A 21414-nucleotide genomic window follows, 5' to 3' on the forward strand; every position below is an offset into this window, starting at 1 on the left:
CTAATGATTAACCACTGTGGTCGTATCTCGCCCGATGTCATGATGCGGTGAAGAACCGTTATTAAGTTCACGCTTAGCGAGTTCCACTTTAATTTGCTCAAGAAAGTGGTTATTCAATTTAAAGTATCTAACTACAAATGCACTAAGAAAATAGGTAATCATTGGCAGTAAAGAAAACATAATAATGATACCTTCGATAGTCTCTGTGTTTTGTTGAGGTTTATTAGCGATGTAACCCGTTAATGATAATATCCACGCAACAATCGCACCAGCAACTGCCAGGCCCATTTTTAACATAAATAAATTACCGGCAAATGAAATACCGGTAAGGCGTTTACCGTATTTCCAGTCACCGTAGTCATCAACGTCGGACATCATAGCCCATAATATTGGGCCTGATTGAATTAAATGCAGGATGTTAATGATGATAAAGAGTGTAAGTAGTGGCAGCAAAGACCTGGGATCGACAAACCATAGAGCTAAAGAAAGGAACCCAAGAACGATATTAATCGAACGGAACAGCTTAATTTTATCAAAACGATCGGTGAGTGGTTTCGCTATAACACTACCTAGCATGTTACATGTAACACCAAGAGCCAAAAAAAACGTAGTAAATCCGACGGAGGCTTGCATAACATAGGTAGCATAATAAATAGTCACTGCACCACGAATAAATGCCGGAAAAACATTAAGGAAAGTAATACATATCATCAATAACCATTGATCGTTTTTGATGATATCTTTTAGATCATTTATTAAAGAGTCATTAACTTTAATTGCAGTAACACGTTCTTTGATACTGGCAAAACAAAAGAAGAACATTAGTGTCGCAGCGCCTCCCATGATTACCATAGTCAACTGAAAACCAGCCGCTCTGTTACCGTTACCTAACCAGTCTGTTAAGGGTAAAATTGAAGAAGAGACAATTAGCGTCGCCAATCCATTGAGGAAAAATCGCCATGACAAACAGCCTAAACGCTCTTTCTGGTTTAGCGTGATCACACCAGCTACTGAGCAATATGGAATATTGATAGCAGTATAAATCAATGACATCACAAGATATGTCACCCAGGCATAAACAATTTTTCCATTCATACTTAAATCGGGCGTTGTGAACATCAGTACTGCTCCCAAACCAAATGGCAATGCCATCCATAATAACCATGGTCGGAATTTACCCCATCGGCTACGAGTACGATCGCAAATCGCCCCCATAACCGGATCGCTAAAGGCATCAAAAATACGAATGACCAGAAACAAGGTACCGACAACACCGGGAGCTAAGCCATAAACATCTGTGTAGAACCATGTTAGATATAACGCCAGTACACTCCAAATCATACAAGAACCAGCATCTCCCATTCCATAACCAATTTTTTCTTTTAAATGCAGTTTGCCGTAAACACCTTGCCTTTCGATTGAGTTTGCAGACATAGAAAACCTCTAGAGTATACAGTCATAAGTGTTCAACAGAGGTTAGTAAACCAATGTTAGTTTATATTTATAAGTTAATAATGGCGTATATAGATTAAAACAAAGTAATATTAATACTCACACTACTCTCCCGAATAATTAACCGAGAGACAATTTCGTGCATTTCAATACTGCCTTGCTTCGTTTCGTTGTTAATCATTTGAAATGCCAGATGGGCGATTTCACTTATCGGTTGCGCCACACTGGTAATTTTTTTAGTTTGTGCCAGTAAAGTATTATCAAAACTAGCGATGGCAATATCTTTAGGCACAGATATTCCTTTTTCTTTTAACCCATCAATAATATAACTAGCAGCCACATCGTTATAAACCCAGAGAGATGAGCAATGATTTATTCTCGCGGCTAGCCTGACAATAATATCATCGAGTATACTAATATGCCCTGACGTTTTCTCACCCTCACCTTTCGCTATCCAAAACTGATTTTCTTTATCTATAGACAATCCCTGGCCGGTAATTCGTTTTGCCCATGAAAAAACCTTTCGGTTATCTGCGCCTTCCTGCGCTACAAATCCAAACGTGGTATGACCGGTCTGAATAAAATGCTCAGCTATAACTTCCGCCCCTTTACTTTGATCGATAGAAACAGAATTGAAAAATCGCGATACCAGCGTAACCACGGCAACGGGGATATTAGTTGCGATGAGCCATTCTGCAAGTTCGCTTTCGGCTTCTGTTGGTACCCATAGCAAACTGTCAATACCCATACTAATAAGCGTATATATTATTTGCTTATCTAGCTGCGGTTGATTCTGATGAGTTTTGACGATAACCGTTTTACCGATGTATCTTGCCTCTTCTTCAAATGTCGCCAGCAGTTCACAAAAATGTGGGTTGACAAGGTTTGGCAGAACAACAGCAATCAGCCCAGAACATTTCCCACTCAATTGAAACGCACTCTTGCTGGGCACATAGCATAAGAAATCCATTGCCTCACGAACTGCTTTGCGAGTTTCTGGAGCCACGCTGGGATGATTATTCAGCACGCGTGAGACCGTAGCGGTGGATACTCCAGCTTTTATTGCTACGTCTTTAATGGATGCCATAGTAAATAACTGCGTCGACCAAGAATGACGTAACTATAAAGTGTGATGAAAGTCAAAAATGTAAGCCACTTCACATGTTGTCACGTTACATAAAACAGCGATTTTTCTCTCAATTCTGCTGTCACAAAATGACTAAGCGTTCACGACTTATATTTAATGGATTCACTGACAAATAGAGGAGTATGGGCACCACGCCAAAACCAAAGTCGTCGTGGTGTTACGCTTGCGTAGATGATAGGTAGGGTTTGCCATGGTCAATAACAGGCCGATTTACGACATTTCCTGCTGCCTAATTTTCACCAGCACCGCTCCCAGCAATGCCAGATCCACCAGGACCGCCAGTGCGTAGACAAAACCTCCCTTTCCCGAATCCGCATAGTGATTGGTTAGCAGAGTCGCCAGGATAATAATAACGATACCTGCTATCATCGGGATGTTCGCCATCATTCCCGACGAATATCTTGCTGTAGCATTGTTTTGCCAGACGATGCCCAGACCTAATCCACCAAAGGCGATCCCCGGCATTTGAGATAGCCAACCGTGTCCGCTATTCCACAGCACCAGTAACATTAACCAGCCCATAGCGGACAGCACAAAGGCGTAGCACGATACCCTAACGCTAAAACGTGCTGGCCACGGCTGCCAACGCGCGATTGCATAGCCAACGGCAAAAGCTCCCACCAGCGTCAGCAGAGACGACAGAGTACCGATAGCGCCAATCATGGAGGAAACGCTCAATAGCAGCGCCCCCGCCGCGAATACGCCACTTAGCGCGATAGCTTGCGTGAACGGGACTACGCAAATTGTTGCCCCACCGGCGTGCTGATTAGAATAGATACTCATTATTCACTCCTGATAATGGCAAACGCTGATGAATTAAACTCAGCGTCTATTTCACATATCAGTAGGCTACCGCCTGTATAATGAGTACAGCAAACGCATAGATTTCAGCCATAGATGAGAAAAATTCAGCCATGAGAAAAACCCGCCTTCCTCCGCTGGGCGCGCTGCGCGCCTTTCATGCCGTGGCCCGCTGCCGCAGTTTTAAACGCGCCGCCGATATGCTCGGAGTGAGCGCTACTGCGGTAAGTCATCAGATAAAACTTCTGGAATCTGTGCTGGAGTGCCGGGTCTGTGAACGCAACGCCATGGGCGTCAGCCTGACCGACAGCGGCGAAATCCTCTACGCAGGCACGCAACGCGCCTTTAGCGCGCTGGAAGAAGCGACTACGCAAATTGTTCGCTCACACCAGCCGCCGTCGCTCACCGTCACCACCACCTCCAACTTTTTGACCCACTGGCTGGTACCGCGGCTGGCAGCATTTAAAGCGGAATTTCCCGCCATCGACCTGCGGCTCCATACCAGCGTCGAGCGTGTGGATCTCAACTTGCGCAGCGTCGACGTCGCGATTCGCTATCGTGAAACGCCGGAGCGCAAACTGCACTGCACCTTGCTACATGAAGACCGCTTTATCGTCGTCGCCAGCCCAGCGCTGGGTATTACACGGCTGGAGGATTTGCGTCACGCTACCCTGTTCCACGTTGAACATCGTCACGTTCCGGCAGATTCGCCAGACTGGGAGAACTGGCTGCGCCACTACGGGCCATCACAACTGAATACCGGCGCAGGGTTAACCTTCAGCGACGAGACGCATGCGCTCCAGGCGGCTGTGGCGGGACAAGGCGTGGTTATTGCCAGCGAACTGCTGGCGCGCGATCTGCTGCAACGCCGGGTTCTGGTAGCGCCATTTGAGATGTCCTTACCCGGAGCGAACTATTATCTGGTGGCGACACCAGAGATAGCCCAGCGCGGCGATATCAACGCGTTGCGGAACTGGCTACTGCGGCAGATCGCGCTTAGTTGAAGCCTGTGAAAAGGCAGATATCGGGCGATATCTGCCAGACGGCGTATTACCAGCCGCAGACGTTAGTCTCTTCGTCAGACTCATAGCCGCGCACAATATTGATGAGCTCTTTCACCGCGTCAGCGGCGATCTGCGGGTCCTGTAAGGAGTCAAGCGAGTCAAAGTCTTTATCCACCGACACGCCATTATTATTATTCGTTACCGTCAGACTAACCCCTTTACCCTGTAAATTATCGCTCGAAATCCCAGAGAGTAATTCTGCTACGGCCTGAGCCGCGATATCAGGAACATAGAGCGCCATCGGCTTTAAATAAACTTTCTCATATTTTTCGTGATTGTTGCCATTGACTATCGCTAATGAATAACCTTTATTTTCACTGTTCATAGACATAGCTTATCCCTCAATCAGAATTTTAGGGTCAACGTAAAAATCGACATTAAATACGGTATCGTCAGATAATGCCTCAATGCAGTGCCACTTTTCCGCAGGGAAGACACCAAACTGCCCCGCTTCGATAGTCATCGTTTCAACAGGGTCTGGGCTCGTTTCATCGGCATAACCATAATAGCGTATTGCACCCTGCATCACCGACAGACGCGGATAGACGCCCTGTCGCGTGCCGGCATCAAGATGGCGTTTCCAGATAGACGCGGGTGCGGTCTCTTTGGTCCACATAGGGGTGGAACGGGTCTGAACATAATGGGTAGGTATAATGATTCGCTGCATGATTTGCCTCTCTTTCCGCGCCGTGAAATAACGCCGCGAATGGAACGATATATTGCATATCATATACCTCTTTTAATTGCTAAGGGTATTATTTTTTCGAATCTATTGCTTCTACCCCTATTTATACCCATTACGGATTAGCGTTATTTAAAATATAAAAAAGCGCCTGCGATAGTTCACAGGCGCCATTTTAAAGAGCGAGGGAAATCTTCTTTCAGTTGTTATTTAACAGCCCCGGCTTCCCGATCAAATATCCCTGGACGAGATCGCAACCTAATTGTTGCAGCGAAGTTAACTGTTCCTCGGTTTCAACGCCTTCGGCGACGATGCGCATATGCAAGCTTTTCCCCATACTGATGATCAGGCGCACAATATCAAGGTCGTCTTTTTGCATAGGTATATTGACCACAAACGAGCGATCAATTTTGATCTTATCGAAAGGGAAATAACTCAGCCGCGACAATGACGAATAGCCGGTACCAAAATCGTCAATAGAGATCTGAATCCCCTGCTCGCGCAACTGGCTGAGGATCTCCAGCGAGCGTGTATTTTCGTTAAACACATCAGATTCCGTAATCTCAAGATCAAGGCGTCGCGGGTCGAGTCCGGTCTTCTTTAGCACCGCTGCCACCGTCTCGGTAAGCGAAGTATTAATAAGTTGAATCGGTGAGACGTTAACCGAAACCTTCAGCGGCTGTTCCCAGCGGGCAGCCTCCTCACAGGCAGTTTTCAGCACCCACTCGCCAAGTTGGTTTATCAGGCCGGTTTTCTCCGCCACCGGAATAAACTCAACGGGCGGTACCATACCGCGTAGCGGATGGAACCAGCGTACCAGCGCCTCGTAGCCGTAGATTTCACGCGACACCGTGTCGGCGATTGGCTGGTAGTAAACCTTGAACTGGTCATTTTCCAGCGCATGCAGCAGATCGTCCTCAAAGGATTTGTTTTCCTGTAAACGTTGCAACATGCCAGGACGGAAAATCTCCACGTGGCCCGCGCCAGACTTTTTCGCTTCATACAGCGCCAGATCGGCACATTTGTATAAGTAATCGGTACGACTTTCACCATCGGAGATAACGATGCCGATGCAAGCGCCGATGTTAATCAATGAATCGTAGATATAGTAGGGCTGGCTGATTTTCTCGCGGATCACATCCGCCCGCTCCAGCGCCATTTCTTCGCTCAGATCCTGCGATACAAGGGCAAATTCGTCGCCGCCAAGCCGGTACAGCGTCTCTGATGTTTTACGGAAGAACGACAGGCGGCTGGCGAGCTCCTGCAGCAGTTTGTCACCCGCATCATGTCCCAGGGTATCGTTAACATCTTTAAAATTATCCAGGTCGAACAACATAACCACAGCGCAACCATTATAAGGTTTTACGTGATTAACCACTTCCTGCAGCCTCTGCCAGAAAGAGAGGCGGTTAGGCATGCCTGTTAACGAATCGTGATAAGCGTCATATTGCAAACGGCGGTTTTGTACCTGCAGTTTCTCTTTCGACAGCTGCAAATCGTTAGCTAACAACTTCATGCGCACATGCGCTCGACGCAAGTTATTATTTTGCCGAAGCATCAATAAACCCAGAGAAATACACATCGTAATCAGCAAGATTGAAATCACCGAATAGATGTAATAAAGATGCTGAATCTTATCGTGCGTAAGATTAACGACATCAAAGTCCTGCGCCAGGGTCATGGAGGCCAGTGAGGTCATCGGGCCATCCAACTTACTCATGGTATGCAACAGAGTCACCATCTGCTCAGGCGTCATGGTGTCCAGTTGCCGATCGAGTTGATCGAGGATCTGAATCAGACTGGTAACCGTGGCCTGCCGCTGCTCGCTTTTTCTGATGAACTGGCCCAGATCGCCCTGCTGTAGCAGCTCGATCTGGCTCATCATTATTTCCAGGCGCAGGCGTACCTCATCGCGGTCGGTCCCCTTCACGTTCAGCGCCAGGGCGCTTAAACGAGCCTCAAGACGCATATATTCAGAGACCATCTGGGATACGGACCACGAGTCGGTGTAACGTGTTAATTTTTGCAGCTCACTCTGCCGCTCATGCACCAGATAGGTAATGTATCCGGTGACGATAAAAAGCGACAAAATAATGGCAGTGAGTATTCGATTCAAGATCAGAGCCTTACTCAATTATAATCTTTGAAACCTGCCATGCCGAGCGGGAATAATAGATTTGGTTCTGTAACTCCGCGCTACTATCGTAGGGATAAACAATAAAAAGCGGCCCTTTGTCACGAATGCGCATATATTCGCCATTCATCTTCAGCGCGAGGATCACCGGGAATTTATGAAAATCCTCCACCGGCACCTCGGTTGTATAATCATTCAGAGCCATCACTTTCGCCGTCTTACCTTGCGCACCCACTAAGTCCATAAGTTTGCTAAGTGAAATACCGTCAAAGCGCACTTTTCCTGAATACCAGGGTGTGGTTGTGATCACTGTCTCATTGCCCAATTTTTCTAACGCGGCAACGTCAAATACGGCGGTATCGCCTTCGTTTGTATTGGTAATCTTTCCTGAAATGGTTAAAACGGGTTTGCCCGTTGGCGCAGGCAGTTTTTCTGCGAAAGCATTAGGTAAAACTAAAACATAAAATAAAACTGCAAAAATTAGACGCATATCACCCACCATATCCAGCGTTGGAGATAGTAATTGTAAACCATTTACGTGAATTCTTAAAAGCTGTCCCAGTGGGGCGACAAAAATAAAATAGCAGTCATGGTCAACAGTTAACCCGCGCCAGCGGTGGAAATTAAATGTTCGATTTAGACATTTTTTACTTTATTGTCTTTCCTGCAGGTAAAAAACTTTTCAGTTGAACTTGTGCGCGGTAATCTCCCTAACGGCGCGAAGATAAGAAAACGTCTCATTCAAATAATAACAAATTAGCAACAAACAGGACAGACATGGACTCAACGCTTATTTCACCCGACTCCGGCAAGGGGGTTGGTTCTCTTAATCGCGCTCGTCGCGCGGCATGGGGCAGCTTTGCCGGCGCCGTCGTCGACTGGTACGATTTTCTGTTGTACGGCATCACCGCCGCACTGGTGTTCAACCGCGAATTTTTCCCACAAATTGGCCCGGCGATGGGCACGCTGGCAGCCTTCGCGACTTTCGGTGTCGGCTTCCTCTTCCGCCCGCTCGGCGGCATTATCTTCGGCCATTTTGGCGACCGTTTAGGCCGTAAGCGCATGCTAATGATGACCGTGTGGATGATGGGGATCGCCACCGCCTGTATCGGCCTACTGCCTTCCTTTAACCAGATTGGCTGGTGGGCGCCGGTTTTGCTGGTGATTTTGCGCGCGGTGCAGGGCTTCGCCGTCGGGGGCGAATGGGGCGGCGCGGCGTTGCTGTCGGTTGAAAGCGCGCCGAAAAACAAAAAAGCGTTCTATAGCAGCGGCGTGCAGGTGGGTTACGGCGTCGGTCTGCTGCTCTCTACTGGGCTGGTATCGCTTGTCAGCAGTTTCACCACCGATGAGCAGTTCCTGAGCTGGGGCTGGCGCCTGCCGTTCCTGTTTAGCGTAGTGCTGGTACTGGCGGCACTGTGGATCCGCAACGGCATGGCCGAGTCGGCGGAGTTTGAACAGCAGTTGCAGAAAACGCCCGCCGCGAAGAAAAAACGCCTGCCGGTACTGGAAGCGTTGGTACGCCATCCGGGTGCCTTCTTATTAATCATCGCCCTGCGCCTGTGTGAACTGTTAACGATGTATATCGTGACCGCATTCGCCCTCAACTACTCGACGCAAAACCTCGGCCTGCCGCGTGAACTGTTCCTCAATATTGGGTTGCTGGTGGGCGGTATTAGCTGTTTTACCATTCCCTGCTTTGCGTGGCTGGCGGATAGGTTTGGCCGCCGTCGGATCTATATTACCGGGGCGCTGATCGGGACATTAAGCGGCTTCCCCTTCTTTATGGCGCTGGAGCAGCACTCATTGTTCTGGATCCTGTTTTTTGCCCTGATGCTGGCCAACATCGCCCATGATATGGTGGTCTGCGTGCAGCAACCGATGTTTACCGAAATGTTTGGCGCCAGCTATCGCTATAGCGGCGCAGGCGTCGGATACCAGGTGGCCAGCGTGGTCGGCGGCGGTTTCACGCCCTTCATCGCCGCCGCGCTGGTCACTTTCTCTGGCGGCTCGTGGCACAGCGTGGCGATTTATCTGACGGTCGGCTGCCTGATCTCTGCCGTCACGGCGATGTTGATGAAAAATCGCCATCCGGCATAAAAAAGGGGCTTCGTGATAACACCACAGAATACGGACTGCTGGCCTGACGGGTTCAACGCCGACGAATTGCCCATTGTCCGCTGCAATGATCCAACGCTCGCCGAACAGCCTTTGTTCGAGCGCGCACGCCGCGGTGAAGCCGTCGCTCAGCTCTGGCAGGCGCCGCAGGGGTTCGTAGTACCCGGCAGTTACCGGAAATTCGCCAATCTGCCCGCGGTCAGCGAAGCCTTTGCCGCCCGCGGCTGGCCGGTATGGATCCGTCGCTCCGGCGGCGGGCTGGTGCCGCAGGGGCCGGGGATCCTCAACCTGAGTCTTGCCTGGCCGGTAACCCAGCCGTTAGGCGAAGCCGCCGAACCTATTTATCTGTTGTTGTGTGGAATATTGCAACGCACGCTGGCGACCTTTGGCGTCGAAAGCCAATTTCAGGCCGTCAGCGGTTCCTTCTGCGACGGGCGCTATAACCTTGCCTGCGGCGAGGGAGAGAACGCGCGCAAGATTGCCGGTACCGCTCAGTACTGGCGGCCCGTAGCCGAAAGCCAGGGGCACATCGTTCTGGCCCATGCGGTGATATTACTGGATACCGACCTGCAGGCAGCGCATCAGGCGGCCAACAGTATTGAGGCGCAGCTCGGTAGCGGCAAGGTCTATGGCGCGGACAAAACGATTACCCTCGCCGAATTATTGCCGGGTGAAACCGACCTCATCGAGCGATTCAGGCTGTCGCTAGCTAAGACGCTGCAACGAGTGGGTTAACAGCGTCACTAGCGCGCTTTTTGATCGGCGGCAAGACGCAACCGAGCCTGCTGTTCGATATTCTCCAGTAGCTCCTGAACATCGTCCTCATCGATATCGAGGAATTGCCCCTCCAGCAGCGCGGCATGAATATCTGCACGAGTGACTGTAATCCCCATCGGTACCGCATTCGGCTTCACTTCTTCCGCAGCCAGCGGATGCGGGTAGCGGCGACCGACCAGGTTATTGAAGACAATCGCCAGCAGCGCCAGCATCATGGAGTTCAGGAGCACCGGCGTCAGTACAAACTGGTAGCCTTCACTGTGTACGCCGGCGCCGCCAAGAATAGCCGTGAGCGCCACCGCGCCGCCAGGTGGATGCAGGCAACGCAAAAAGCACATCCCGGCGATCGCCAGCGCCGCAGCCAGGCCGCAGGCGATCGCTGTATCCGGCACTAACAGCCCCACCGTGACGCCGATCAGCGCCGAAAGCACGTTGCCGCCGACGATAGACCAGGGCTGAGCAAGCGGGCTGCTGGGCGCGCCAAATAGCAATACCGCCGAGGCGCCCATCGGCGCAATAAACCACAGATTCACCTCGCCAAGCAGCCAGTGGCTGAACATGCTGGTGACGGCAAGACCCGTTCCGGCACCGATTGAGCCCAATAAAATATGCTTTTTCGCAACGGGTAAAGCGTGGGGTTTTAAACGGCCGAGGAAAATACGCGCGCGGGAAAATAGCGGGCGCTGTAAAACGCGTAACATCGAACGAATCGCTCACATCATAGGAAGAAATTATATTTCATTGTCTTAATTTAACTCTTCATTAACAACCATGTATTTATGATGCCTATTATTTGCAACTTTATCGGGCAGTGCGGGTTATGTGATTTTTACATGCTGCGTTAGAATCATCTTCCCCACCGGGGTTAAACCCACTCTACGGATTAAAGGTCACAATACGGTGAATAATAAGACAAATTTAACGAAAGAAGTGGCATGGGCCAGCCAGAATATGCCGCGTACCCTGCGCCAGGTGGCGGCCCTTCCCGACCTCAGCCATGTACGCCTGGCCTGCTGTATGCATCTGGATATGAAAATGATCCCGCTGGTGCAGGGGCTCCTGGAGAAAGGGGCGAAAGTCTTTTTGACCACCTGTAACCCAACCACCGTGCAGGATGAGGTCGTCGCCTGGCTAGTAGAACGCGGCGCGGAAGCTTGCGCCTGGCGCAATATGAGCGATACCGACTGGCAGCAATCATGGGAAAAAGCCATCGCCTGGGGGCCAACTCACCTTTGTGAGATGGGCGCAGATATTACCACCCTGCTCCACCAGCGCGGCGAGTTCGGCAATGTCGTCGCCGGCCTTGAAGCCACCGGCTCCGGCGTCAATCGTCTCGGTGATATCCGCCCCGGCTACCCTATCTTTAACTGGGATGATCTGCCGGTCAAAGAAGGGCTACATAACCGCCATATGGTTGGCCTGACGGCCTGGCACACCTTCTTCCAGACCACTCACCTTACCCTACATGAGAAAAAAGTGCTGGTGATCGGCTACGGCCTGGTCGGGCAAGGCGTCGCGGCGGCGGCAAAAGCCTTCGGCGGCCAGGTCATGGTGGCGGAAATCGATCCGGCGCGCCGTTTACAGGCCGCTTATGACGGCTGGCATGTCGTGGATTTACAGGATGCAATCGCATCAGCCGACGTCGTAGCCACCGCCACCGGCGGCAAGAAAGTGGTCAACAGCCTGGCGCTGGACAGCGCTAAAGATGGCGTGTTTATTCTCAACGTCGGCCACGTGGCGGAAGAGATTGACTGCGAACACCTGCGCCAGTTCCCGCATGAAGAGGTTATGCCCTATATCAACGCTTATCGGCTGCCGGAGAAAACAATCTATCTGATGGCCGATGGCTCAATGCTCAACCTTACCGCCGGTTTTGGCGATAGCCTGAATGCGTTTGATGTCACCCTTGCAGTAATGGCCAGCGGCATTCGTCATATCGTCACCGACGGCATGCAAGCAGAAGCGGATGTTTATCTGCTGCCGCAAAGCGTGTGGCAGCAGGCGCTGTAAGCACTATTTCGGGGGGCCGGTCGGCGCCCCGAAGCCGGTTAACGGGTTTCCGGCAGCACGATATTGCTCTCCGCCAGCGTCCCCATATCGTTGAACATTGCCCCTGCCGCCTCGACCAGATGCATCGCTAACGCCGCGCCGCTGCCTTCGCCTAAGCGCATCCCCATATCCAGATAAGGCTTCAACTGCAGATGCTCCAGCGCAATATGAGCCCCCTTCTCCGCCGACAGATGCGACGGAATCAGATACGGATGCAACTGTGGGGCAATCCGGCAGGCCGCCAGTGCCGACGCGTATGATAAGAAACCATCAAGTATCACCGGCAATCCGCAGGAAGCGGCGCCCAGCATGACCCCGGCCATCCCGAGCAAGTCAAAACCGCCCACTTTTGCCAGCACGTCGAGGCCATCGCCCGCTGAAGGCTGGTTGACCGCTATCGCCCGGCGTACGACTTCCGCCTTGTGCGCCAGCTGCGATACTGGAAGGTTCGCGCCGATGCCTACAACATCGCCGGCATCATGATCGGTCAGCACGCTGACTACTGCCGCAGCGGGGGTCGTGTTAGCCATTCCTAATTCGCCCACGCCGAACAGACGCACGCCCTGCTCCGCAAGCTGACGGGTGTAGCGCATGCTCGCCAGCAGCAGCGTTTCGGCCTGCTCCCGGCTCATCGCCGCGGTGCAGGCAATATTGCCGCTACCGCGCGCCACTTTCATATTCACCAGACCAGGGATGGGTTCGGCGTCAATCCCGACGTCAATCACCTGAACATCAGCCCCCGCCTGCGCTGCCAGCACGCAAACGCCGGTATTCTTACGGGTCATATTGACCGCCTGAATCGCGGTCACCGCCTGTGGCGAGACGGTAACGCCTTCATGCCAGACGCCGTGGTCGGCGCACATGACCACAATAGTTTTACGTGGAAAACGTAACGCGCCCTGTAGACCCGGCATGCCTGCCAACTGAATCGCCAGCGATTCCAGACGCCCCAGGCTGCCAGGCGGTTTCAACAACCCGTCAATATGCTCACCAGCGCGCGACATCGCGCTTTCGTCCAGTCGCGGGATGGCTGCTAACCATTCAGTTAATGTATTCATATGCTTCCTGTCAGCGCGATATATGCTCTATAGCAACGCCAGTAAAAAGATAACTTCGCCCAGTTCAATGGCCGCCCCAAGCGTATCGCCGGTTTGCCCGCCCAGCGTGCGCTTCAGCGCCTGACCAAGCGCCGATATCACCAGCAGCGTTATAACCGCAGCCAGCAGGCCATGCAGGCCCAGCAGCAGCGTTGCCAGCGCCAATGATAGCGCCAGGGTAATGACGGTCTGTCGGAAAGTCACCTTGCCAATAAATACGTTACCAAGCCCCTGCTCCCGGGCATAGCGCTGGCGGTACATCAACAGCACCGACATCCCTCGCGCCACGGCACAAGATGCAGCCAACGCGGCCAGCATCGAGGTGCCGCGCAGCGCCAGTTCGCTAATGACGAGAACCTTCGCCACCAGCACAAAGATCAGCGCCAGTCCGCCGTGCGTCCCCAACCGGCTATCGCGCATGATCTCCAGCATCCGTTCGCGGCGGCGGGCGGAAAAGATCCCATCGCAGGTATCCGCCAGGCCATCAAGATGAAAACCGCCGGTCAGCAGCGCCAGCGCCAGTACGGCAAACAGCGCGGCCAACGGCAGGCCGCACCAGGCATGAAGCGCCAGCATCACCAGCCCGGCAATCGCGCCAAGTAGTAACCCCACCAGTGGGAAAGTGACGATCCCGCGCTCATATTGATCGATTTCCAGCCCCTGTGACCAGCGGGCCGGAACCGGCAAGCGGCTCATAAAAGAAAGCGTGGCGAAGAACGATTTAATCATTTGATTTTGACTCCTATCCCTGAAACAACCAGCCACACCTCATCGGCGGCCGCGGCCAGCATCTGATTCACGCGCCCGGCAATATCGCGAAAATGCCGCGCCAGCCGGTTATCCGGCACTATTCCCAACCCCACTTCATTGGTGACCAACAGCACCGGCGCCGGGCAGGCGCGGCAGGCAGCAATCAGTTGAGTGATTTCTTGCATGACTATCCTTTCCAGCGCTGCATAATCCCATTCATCAGGATCCGTTTCCCCACCTTCAGCGAACAGAATATTGGTGACCAGTGTAGTGACGCACTCAAGCAAAATGGCTTCATCGGGTGCATAATCGGGGGTAATGAGTGGCGCCAGGTCACGGCTGCGCTCTGCAGTACGCCAGTGCGCCGGACGGCTATTACGGTGATGTTGAATGCGTGCGGCCATTTCATCGTCAATAACGGCTGAAGTGGCGATATAGAGCACCGACGCGCAGGATTGGAGTAAAGATTCGGCGTGACGGCTTTTGCCGCTACGCGCGCCGCCGGTAATTAGTATCATCGCGGCGGTACCTGAAGCTGGGACTGCATGTGATAAACCCTTCCGGTATCAATAAGTTCACGGCGGCAGTATAACAAACTGTCGGCTTAAAGGGCGATGCTTATACGGAGGTTTAAGGCGGGAAGATGGAGGAATCCGGCGGCCTGCAATGCCGCCGGAAGAAGTGGGTAGTTTATTCGCCGACTTTGGCTTCACCCATCACTTTGAGTTTTTTGGAGATATCGCGACGCTCTTTCGACAGCTCGGCGTTTTTGATGATGTAATCGTCAACGCGGTCTTCGTAGTCGGTTTTCATGCTGGCGATGATACCCTGAATGGCTTCAACGCTCATACCCGGCTTGATGTAATCGCTGAGGTTGTCCAGCAGCAGGACACGCTTCTGGTTATCACGGATCTTTTTCTCAACGTCCTGAATTTCACGCTGCAGTTTGTTCTTACGACGGAACAGACGAACAAACTCCAGAACGTCCTGGAAAGAAGGCTTAGTTGTTTCCATTTTTACACCCCTAATATTTGAGATTCGGATTCGCTAAAGCGACTGCCCTATAGGGCTAACATAACTGCTAGCAGTCGCTGATGACAATGTTTTTTCCTTTGCGTTTATCATAACCCTAAATGTTGCTGAATCGAAGCAACCTGTTCACTTCGCGCACGTATCTGCCTTTTATTTGCGCAGCGCGCGGCAAATAAGGTGCGACAGCAGCTCAAGCTGGCGCGCCAGCTCAATGGTCAGCCAAACATAGCCGTGAATCGGCGTTTCCGACAGATTATCGTCCTGATGCTCTTTGATAAGCTGTCGCAACTCGACCACGATCTCGTTGAGCTTCTCGGTGTTGGCGCGAACCGGCTGCGGGTTTCCCTCATACAGGGCATGGGCGATAGTCAGCAACGTTTGCTGGGTCATCCGTTGGGTTTCGCGCAAAGTCTGGGCGTTAAGCATCACAAAATGGCCCTGACGAGAGGCCCAATAAGCGTTGATTTGCAGTTCCAGCATGCATACCAGATTACGGCTGACGGTCTGGATGGCTTCGAAGATTGCTTTCTGAATATGCGTTTCTTTGCTGGCCGGGGTTATCAATCCGCGCATTTTCACCACGTCATTGAGCGCTTTCTGAAGATGTTTTTCCAGCCGCGGACGCTCAACCAGATTTGGCGAAAAACCGGCCTGATACAACCGATTAAACGTTGTAACGTAATTCGCCATCTGGATGCGCCAGTGCAAAAACGCCCGCTGCGGCCAGATACCGGTAAACAGCATCGCCAACAGTGAACCGAAGATGACATCGCCGCTTCGCCACAGCGCGGTGTTCATATCGCCCGGCGGCGCGCCCACCACCACCGCCAGCGTAATGCCGATCAGCAGCGCCTGGTAGGGCCGTTTGCCGAGCGCCAGCCAGCCGCAGAGGAACATCGCCACCGCGCACCACAGCACCATAATTGGCAGTGAGATAAGTTCGAGTTTGAGCGCCACTAGCCCCAGCACCGAACCGAGGATCGTGCCGCCAATACGTTCGAAGGCCCGCGGCACCACATTGCCCCAGAAAGAGATAGGCCCCATCACCACCACCAGGGTGATCAAAGGCCAGGTGCCCTCCGGCACGTTCAGCAGACGCACCAGCAAGAAGGTCAGAACAAAAGCCAGCGCGATGCGGATACCGTGCACAATTCGGTAATGACGATACAGTCGGATCTCAAATGGCTTAAGTGATTTATCAGCGCGCACGGCCTGCTCCGGCAAACAGAAAAAGCCAATTGTAGCCGCTTTTTTCGCAAGCGCACTGAGCTAGTGTAAGAAACCTTGTCAAAATCAGGGATAAAGGTTTATTAGCCGACGCGATTCACCGCCACATACATCTCAATATCCCAGTGACCGTCCTGGTTGCCGTCGTTAAGGTAGATTTCAAAACAGGGTTTATCAGCAATTTGAAGATCGCTGCTCTGCAGCAGGCTGTCAAAGAACTGCAGCCACGGCGTGGAGAAATCATGGTTAATGACCCGCGCGCTGGCGCAGGCGTAGTCGCCGCCGGCAATCGCGGTGAGGATGACTCCTTCGCTATTCGGCGGGATGACGTAATCATCCGCCACGGTAACAACGGTGTCACAACGCAGTTTTTCCGCGGGCACCTGCTGCGGATTATCGTAATAAACCGCCACCCACTCCAGAGCCGGCACCTGGTGGTGACTGACCCACGCCGCCAGTTGTTCAAACCCCTGCTTTACGGTCTGCTCCCACGGGCCAACCATATGAAACCCGGCAATCTTGCGGGCGTCGAGAGATTGAATGCTGTAGTTCATAGCGCCTCCAGTGTTGATAGAATACTGTATAAATATACATCAAATTTAGCAGGCGGATGAACAACAGTATGTGCGCGGATTCACAGAGTCGCCACAAGCGCGAAATGAATGAAGCCCGCCGCAGAGCGCGGCGGGCCCATGGGTGCGGAGATTAAATGCCGTGATGCAGATAATCGCTCAGACGGGAAAACATCCCGCCCTTGCCAACGCTTTCAAGCGTCACCAGTGGCCAATGACCGACCACTTTGTCGCCATCGTAAAGCGAGATTTCGCCCACGCGTTGGTTAGCGGCGATAGGCGCTTCCAGATCCTTAGTATCCAGTACATATTTTGCTTTGATACGTGGAACTTCAGATTTCGGAATCGCGAGCCAGAAGTCCTGATCGGTGCCGAGCTTGATCTGCTCTTTGTCGCCATACCAGATATGTTCGACGCCAACCTGCTTACCTTTTTGTAGCACCTGCACGGTGTCAAAATTCTGTTGGCCCCAGTGCAACAGCTTAGCCGCCTGCTCTTCTCGCCCTTTTGGACTATCGGCCCCCATCACCACGGCAATCAAACGACGCTGGCCATCGACCGCCGAGGCAATAAGATTGAAGCCCGCTCCTGAGGTATGGCCGGTTTTCAGGCCATCGACATTCATGGTTTTGTCCCACAGCAAACCGTTACGGTTCTGCTGGGTGATACCGTTCCACGTCAGGCTTTTTTCGCTATACATGTGATAGACATCCGGCTCGCCGTGAATAATCGCCCGCGACAACACCGCTAAATCATAGGCGGAGCTATGCTGGCCAGGCGCGTCGAGTCCGTGGACGGTTTCAAAATGGGTGTCTTTCAAATGCAATTTTTCAACGTAGCTATTCATCAACGCGACGAACTGCGGTTGACCGCCGGCGACATAGTCAGCGAGTGCGACGCAGGCGTCGTTACCGGAATCGACGATCAGTCCGCGGCTAAGATCGCGGACGCTAACGCGATCGCCCGCTTTAAGGAACATCAGCGAAGAACCGTTAAACACGGGATTGCCCTTGGCCCAGGCGTCTTTGCCGACGGTGACCATATCATCAAAGGTAATACGATGGCTGTCGATGGCGCGGTCGACGACGTAGCCGGTCATCAGTTTGGTCAGGCTGGCGGGGTTACGCTGTTGGTGTTCGTTACCGGCGGTCAGGATTTGACCGGTAGTGTAGTCCATCAGCACCCAGGAACCGGCCTGGATCGAAGGCGGCGTCACGGTGACGGGCAAATCAGCAGCGGCAAATGCGCAGGAAACGCTCGAAGCGAGCAAAGTTACAGCAAATAAAAAACGGCCTTTCAACGGCATATCCTCAAGATTTACAGATTCGCCGTCCTTTTTACGGAAGTTCGCCTGAGAGATCAGGGTTAAATTGCAAGAAAATATGACATGATCTTTTTATCTCATGTTATTCAAAGACGCCATGTACAGAAGCTAGTCTCTATTGTTGTTAAAAGATCAATAAAGCGCCAACAATCACCATTCAATCAATAAGGATAATTTATTGTCTTTTTATTGAATAAAAAGCTTTCATGAAAGAAATCGGAAAGAAGTACGGATGCATTACCTACTAAAATTTTGGATCACAACCATTACTCAGCGAACTCCTAAAATCATGTACAAGCCATACTGGCGTTAGACATTTGTTTCATATTATAGTAGGTATTGGAAGATCTTTTACATGTTATTACTCAATGATGGTGGAAAAATGCATCAAAATAAAAACTGGTCTCCTGAGCTTGATGGCTTGCGAGGCTATGCTTCCTTGTGGGTCCTGCTCGGTCACATTTGTATTTTGACACGATGCAACATCCCTATCCTGAGTAACCCGGATTTTGGTGTCGATCTTTTCATTTTGCTGTCCGGCTACCTTATGGCCAAGAATTACATAGAGAGGCAGCACGTCGAACCCTGGATGTCCGTTAAAACGGTAATTTCATTTTGGACAAGGCGCTTTTTCCGAATCGCTCCGCTTTATTATGTCCTTCTAATTGTGGCATTTATTTTCGGTGAAACCTTTGGTCACTACCGGGATGCTATCGCGTTGGCATGGCCTGAAACGCAAACTGAGACCGCGAGATATACCGACTCATCAATGGCGAACGTGTTAACGCACATCTCATTCACCTTTGGTTTCCTTCCTTATTATTCATTCAGGACAGTCCTTCCTGACTGGAGTATTGGGCTTGAAATGCAATACTATGCCATTTTCCCGTTTATCATGATGCTGGTCATGGGGATTGGTTTCATTAGGACTTGCCTGGCATTGATTGTAATGTGCGTAATGGCTGCATTTATTTTCCCTGGATATTTCGCAGCATTCCCGATGCCCTCGATGATTTTATTCAAGCTACCTTTATTTATATCAGGAATGTTGCTCTATAAAGCCGTAGCAGAGAACCGTAAGATCTACGTTATGGTTGCATTACTTTCTCCACTCGCTGCATTTTTGATGGGTTACTTTACTTCACCTATCCGTATGATCATTGAGGTTATGATAATCCTTGGGATGTCGATTCTTCTGATGCCTCATAGCGATAAATCGCCACTAAAAGGTATTGTCTTCTTTAGCAGAAAGTTACTTTCCGCCCGCTTCAGTCAGTTCCTCGGTGACGTATCATATTCGGTATATCTGTTGCATTTGATGATTGTTATTCCAATTATAGGGATACTTGTCAAGTATAATGGATTTGTTGATTTGGCCGCCCCATTACGTAGTCTACTTGTTGCCGTTATTTCATTACCAATTGTTTACATGATCTCATTAGGTCTTTATCAATACATTGAGAAAAAAGGAATTATGCTTGGAAGAAAAATCATTAATTCCAAAAAAATAACAACAAGTGAAGTAATGTAATTACTTCGAGCACATAATTTTCGCGCGATGTTTATTATTTAAAATAAAATCGCGCTCATTTTATATAATAATACAAGTAAGAGCTTTAAAAACTTAAAACATAAGTATAACTATTGAATTTCATCTAAAAAACAGTTGGCACTATTAACATCTAAATTCTCTCATAAAATCTTGATAGCAAATTGTCCTAAATTTTATCCCAACAAATTTTTGCAGTGGAAAAATGCGCTTACTCTTGAGATACTGAGTATAGCCATATGCCTCTTTAGCTGTGAATTCATACAGCTTAACTTATTGCTTAGAAATCATATGGTTATCTTGTAACTACTATTACTTTAGGTGAATTTTACTATGAAATCACAGACTACAGGGAACGCGCAAGTATGATGCTCAAAGTAAAGTATGCATCGTTTATCATGTTCATCTGTGCACTAGGAAGCCAGCTAACTGACGTGAGTGTGGGGGTACTGAAGCTATGGGAGTTGATGGCGATTATCATTTTCCCATTTTTCATGACTAAAATACACAAAAAGACATTACCTTTCGTATTGTTCTTTTTTTCTCTATTAGTGATATCATTAGCTACACAGCTTTTTACAGATGTTTTCTTCTGGAATTATGGCGGCCTAAAACAAAAATATGTAATATCAGTAGTTCGTTTCGCTGAACTTATGCTATGTATCTCAACCGCTATTGTAATGCTCAACGCTGCACGAAAATATAAAGTTGAACTTCCCGAGTTGATTAGTAAATTCATTACTTATAATTTCTATATGACATTATTTGTACTTGGGTTATTAACGATTGATATAGTCGCTGGGACACATATTGTTAGTTATTATCAGATCCATCGATTGAAGGGATTCTATGTTGAAGGTGGACCTTATGGTTTATATTTAGCGTCTCTGATATTTCTTGAGTTTCTTTACAAGAAAAGAAAATTGATGATGTTTACATTTGCAATAGCACTTGCGTTTTCACAGTCGAAAGCAGGAATATGTGCAATTGCGATTTTCCTCTTTGTTAGTTTTATGATGAAAAACAAATACTTAAGTGGATTCCTTAAACCAGGGAACTTCATAAGATTTTCTTTCTTCATAGCACTGAGTATTTCTATTTCGGCATTCGCAATTTTTAAGATTGCATATAACTATATTGATGATTATCAGAATGTATATTCATTAATTAAAGGGCGTGCAGGTGATCCAAGTTTGATTATGGGTCGAATTGCTGCATCCCACATTGGCCCGAAAATTTTCGAAGACAATCCTATATTTGGCGTGGGCCTCGGTGGTTATTCGTTAGTAAGAAATAACTTAGAATACAGGGAAGGTTTCCCCGTTGTATCTGGATGGGATCTCACTGGCCTTGGAGGATTTTTCAATTTAATGATTGAAAATGGTATATTTGGCGTGTTGGGTTTCATTATTATTATTTTATTGACTTACAAAAAAGATCTTCCAGGCATGTGCTTTATGATGCTATTTATTATTCCTTTTATTTTTGGCGCGCAGTTATATATGTTCTATCCTTGGGTATTTCTTGGATTCTACTTTGTATATCGTTATGGCGACCCAAAGTTGAGTGCTGATCAAAAAGCCACTGTCGATAGTGCATTAACGGCTAGTCAGGCAAACTCTAATTAAGAATACTGGAGAAA

General features: G+C 49.9%; 21 protein-coding genes. 6 read left to right on the forward strand and 15 right to left on the reverse strand.

All coding sequences use genetic code 11. From position 1 onward, the window contains the following. From AC22LX_RS06970 to AC22LX_RS06980, 3 genes are all read right to left on the reverse strand, one after another. Complete coding sequence (locus tag AC22LX_RS06970; protein WP_063447755.1) at nt 1–1434, reverse strand: glycoside-pentoside-hexuronide (GPH):cation symporter; 1434 nt, start codon at nt 1432–1434, stop codon at nt 1–3. A 94-nt stretch (nt 1435–1528) separates the two neighbouring features. Continuing rightward, complete coding sequence (locus AC22LX_RS06975) at nt 1529–2539, reverse strand: LacI family DNA-binding transcriptional regulator (protein ID WP_045391623.1); 1011 nt, start codon at nt 2537–2539, stop codon at nt 1529–1531. Nucleotides 2540–2809: 270 nt separating this feature from the next. Continuing rightward, nucleotides 2810–3382 carry a hypothetical protein gene (locus tag AC22LX_RS06980; protein ID WP_045391626.1) on the reverse strand — a complete coding sequence of 191 codons (573 nt, stop codon included), beginning with the start codon at nt 3380–3382 and terminating at the stop codon, nt 2810–2812. Nucleotides 3383–3513: 131 nt separating this feature from the next. On the opposite strand from AC22LX_RS06980, the gene AC22LX_RS06985 reads away from it, so the two are divergent. Continuing rightward, nucleotides 3514–4404, forward strand: a complete 891-nt coding sequence (locus AC22LX_RS06985) for a LysR substrate-binding domain-containing protein (protein WP_045391629.1) — start codon at nt 3514–3516, stop codon at nt 4402–4404. Between the two features lie 46 nt (nt 4405–4450). On the opposite strand, the gene AC22LX_RS06990 is transcribed toward AC22LX_RS06985, so the two are convergent. From AC22LX_RS06990 to AC22LX_RS07005, 4 genes are all read right to left on the reverse strand, one after another. Then, nucleotides 4451–4789: a DUF1869 domain-containing protein gene (locus AC22LX_RS06990; RefSeq protein ID WP_045391899.1), complete on the reverse strand. Its 339-nt coding sequence runs from the start codon at nt 4787–4789 to the stop codon at nt 4451–4453. A gap of 9 nt (nt 4790–4798) precedes the next feature. Further along, nucleotides 4799–5131 (reverse strand): TehB family protein, encoded by a 333-nt coding sequence (locus AC22LX_RS06995; protein WP_045391632.1) that lies wholly within the window; start codon nt 5129–5131, stop codon nt 4799–4801. 214 nt (nt 5132–5345) lie between these two features. Beyond that, nucleotides 5346–7262, reverse strand: a complete 1917-nt coding sequence (locus AC22LX_RS07000) for a putative bifunctional diguanylate cyclase/phosphodiesterase (RefSeq protein ID WP_045391635.1) — start codon at nt 7260–7262, stop codon at nt 5346–5348. A gap of 10 nt (nt 7263–7272) precedes the next feature. Continuing rightward, nucleotides 7273–7770, reverse strand: coding sequence for a putative pterin-binding protein (locus AC22LX_RS07005; RefSeq protein WP_045391638.1), 498 nt, complete (start codon nt 7768–7770; stop codon nt 7273–7275). A gap of 287 nt (nt 7771–8057) precedes the next feature. Between AC22LX_RS07005 and shiA the strand changes: the two genes are divergently transcribed. Continuing rightward, a complete protein-coding gene (gene shiA, locus AC22LX_RS07010; protein WP_045391641.1) occupies nt 8058–9377 on the forward strand; it encodes a shikimate transporter in 1320 nt (439 codons plus the stop codon). A 12-nt stretch (nt 9378–9389) separates the two neighbouring features. After that, complete coding sequence (locus AC22LX_RS07015) at nt 9390–10130, forward strand: lipoyl protein ligase domain-containing protein (protein WP_074165846.1); 741 nt, start codon at nt 9390–9392, stop codon at nt 10128–10130. 8 nt (nt 10131–10138) lie between these two features. Here the strand turns inward: AC22LX_RS07015 and AC22LX_RS07020 are convergent, their stop codons facing one another. After that, complete coding sequence (locus AC22LX_RS07020) at nt 10139–10873, reverse strand: HPP family protein (protein WP_045391644.1); 735 nt, start codon at nt 10871–10873, stop codon at nt 10139–10141. Between the two features lie 199 nt (nt 10874–11072). Here AC22LX_RS07020 and AC22LX_RS07025 point away from each other — a divergent pair, with 199 nt between their 5' ends. After that, complete coding sequence (locus AC22LX_RS07025; RefSeq protein ID WP_047050694.1) at nt 11073–12182, forward strand: adenosylhomocysteinase; 1110 nt, start codon at nt 11073–11075, stop codon at nt 12180–12182. Nucleotides 12183–12220: 38 nt separating this feature from the next. Here AC22LX_RS07025 and cobT read toward each other — a convergent pair whose 3' ends face one another. The 7 genes from cobT to dacD all read right to left on the reverse strand — a co-directional run bounded on the left by cobT (nt 12221) and on the right by dacD (nt 18199). Further along, nucleotides 12221–13279, reverse strand: coding sequence for a nicotinate-nucleotide--dimethylbenzimidazole phosphoribosyltransferase (gene cobT, locus AC22LX_RS07030; protein ID WP_045391648.1), 1059 nt, complete (start codon nt 13277–13279; stop codon nt 12221–12223). 27 nt (nt 13280–13306) lie between these two features. Then, a complete protein-coding gene (gene cobS, locus AC22LX_RS07035) occupies nt 13307–14047 on the reverse strand; it encodes an adenosylcobinamide-GDP ribazoletransferase (protein WP_045391650.1) in 741 nt (246 codons plus the stop codon). Further along, complete coding sequence (gene cobU, locus AC22LX_RS07040) at nt 14044–14586, reverse strand: bifunctional adenosylcobinamide kinase/adenosylcobinamide-phosphate guanylyltransferase (protein ID WP_045391652.1); 543 nt, start codon at nt 14584–14586, stop codon at nt 14044–14046. Before cobU ends, cobS begins: the two co-directional genes overlap by 4 nt. 172 nt (nt 14587–14758) lie before the next feature. After that, a complete protein-coding gene (locus AC22LX_RS07045) occupies nt 14759–15082 on the reverse strand; it encodes a DUF496 family protein (RefSeq protein WP_015365834.1) in 324 nt (107 codons plus the stop codon). Between the two features lie 168 nt (nt 15083–15250). Next, complete coding sequence (locus AC22LX_RS07050; protein WP_045391654.1) at nt 15251–16309, reverse strand: FUSC family protein; 1059 nt, start codon at nt 16307–16309, stop codon at nt 15251–15253. A gap of 101 nt (nt 16310–16410) precedes the next feature. Continuing rightward, nucleotides 16411–16881 (reverse strand): DNA gyrase inhibitor SbmC, encoded by a 471-nt coding sequence (sbmC, locus tag AC22LX_RS07055; RefSeq protein WP_045391656.1) that lies wholly within the window; start codon nt 16879–16881, stop codon nt 16411–16413. 151 nt (nt 16882–17032) lie between these two features. Continuing rightward, nucleotides 17033–18199, reverse strand: a complete 1167-nt coding sequence (gene dacD, locus AC22LX_RS07060) for a serine-type D-Ala-D-Ala carboxypeptidase DacD (protein WP_015365831.1) — start codon at nt 18197–18199, stop codon at nt 17033–17035. 406 nt (nt 18200–18605) lie between these two features. Between dacD and AC22LX_RS07065 the strand changes: the two genes are divergently transcribed. Continuing rightward, the gene (locus AC22LX_RS07065; RefSeq protein ID WP_045391658.1) at nt 18606–19754 is read left to right on the forward strand and encodes an acyltransferase family protein; all 1149 of its coding nucleotides are present in this window, start codon (nt 18606–18608) and stop codon (nt 19752–19754) included. Between the two features lie 383 nt (nt 19755–20137). Further along, on the forward strand, nt 20138–21400 hold the full coding sequence (locus AC22LX_RS07070) for an O-antigen ligase family protein (protein WP_052667984.1): 1263 nt from the start codon (nt 20138–20140) through the stop codon (nt 21398–21400). The last annotated feature ends 14 nt before the right edge of the window (nt 21401–21414 follow it).

It is taken from the genome of Klebsiella sp. PK01 (assembly GCF_057624675.1).

Coding starts and splice junctions, on each gene's coding strand:
- AC22LX_RS06970 (WP_063447755.1), bottom strand. CDS start 1,434: ATGTCTGCAAACTCAATCGAAAGGCAAGGTGTTTACGGCAAACTGCAT.
- AC22LX_RS06975 (WP_045391623.1), bottom strand. CDS start 2,539: ATGGCATCCATTAAAGACGTAGCAATAAAAGCTGGAGTATCCACCGCT.
- AC22LX_RS06980 (WP_045391626.1), bottom strand. CDS start 3,382: ATGAGTATCTATTCTAATCAGCACGCCGGTGGGGCAACAATTTGCGTA.
- AC22LX_RS06985 (WP_045391629.1), top strand. CDS start 3,514: ATGAGAAAAACCCGCCTTCCTCCGCTGGGCGCGCTGCGCGCCTTTCAT.
- AC22LX_RS06990 (WP_045391899.1), bottom strand. CDS start 4,789: ATGAACAGTGAAAATAAAGGTTATTCATTAGCGATAGTCAATGGCAAC.
- AC22LX_RS06995 (WP_045391632.1), bottom strand. CDS start 5,131: ATGCAGCGAATCATTATACCTACCCATTATGTTCAGACCCGTTCCACC.
- AC22LX_RS07005 (WP_045391638.1), bottom strand. CDS start 7,770: ATGCGTCTAATTTTTGCAGTTTTATTTTATGTTTTAGTTTTACCTAAT.
- shiA (WP_045391641.1), top strand. CDS start 8,058: ATGGACTCAACGCTTATTTCACCCGACTCCGGCAAGGGGGTTGGTTCT.
- AC22LX_RS07020 (WP_045391644.1), bottom strand. CDS start 10,873: ATGTTACGCGTTTTACAGCGCCCGCTATTTTCCCGCGCGCGTATTTTC.
- cobT (WP_045391648.1), bottom strand. CDS start 13,279: ATGAATACATTAACTGAATGGTTAGCAGCCATCCCGCGACTGGACGAA.
- cobS (WP_045391650.1), bottom strand. CDS start 14,047: ATGATTAAATCGTTCTTCGCCACGCTTTCTTTTATGAGCCGCTTGCCG.
- cobU (WP_045391652.1), bottom strand. CDS start 14,586: ATGATACTAATTACCGGCGGCGCGCGTAGCGGCAAAAGCCGTCACGCC.
- AC22LX_RS07045 (WP_015365834.1), bottom strand. CDS start 15,082: ATGGAAACAACTAAGCCTTCTTTCCAGGACGTTCTGGAGTTTGTTCGT.
- sbmC (WP_045391656.1), bottom strand. CDS start 16,881: ATGAACTACAGCATTCAATCTCTCGACGCCCGCAAGATTGCCGGGTTT.
- AC22LX_RS07065 (WP_045391658.1), top strand. CDS start 18,606: ATGCATCAAAATAAAAACTGGTCTCCTGAGCTTGATGGCTTGCGAGGC.
- AC22LX_RS07070 (WP_052667984.1), top strand. CDS start 20,138: ATGATGCTCAAAGTAAAGTATGCATCGTTTATCATGTTCATCTGTGCA.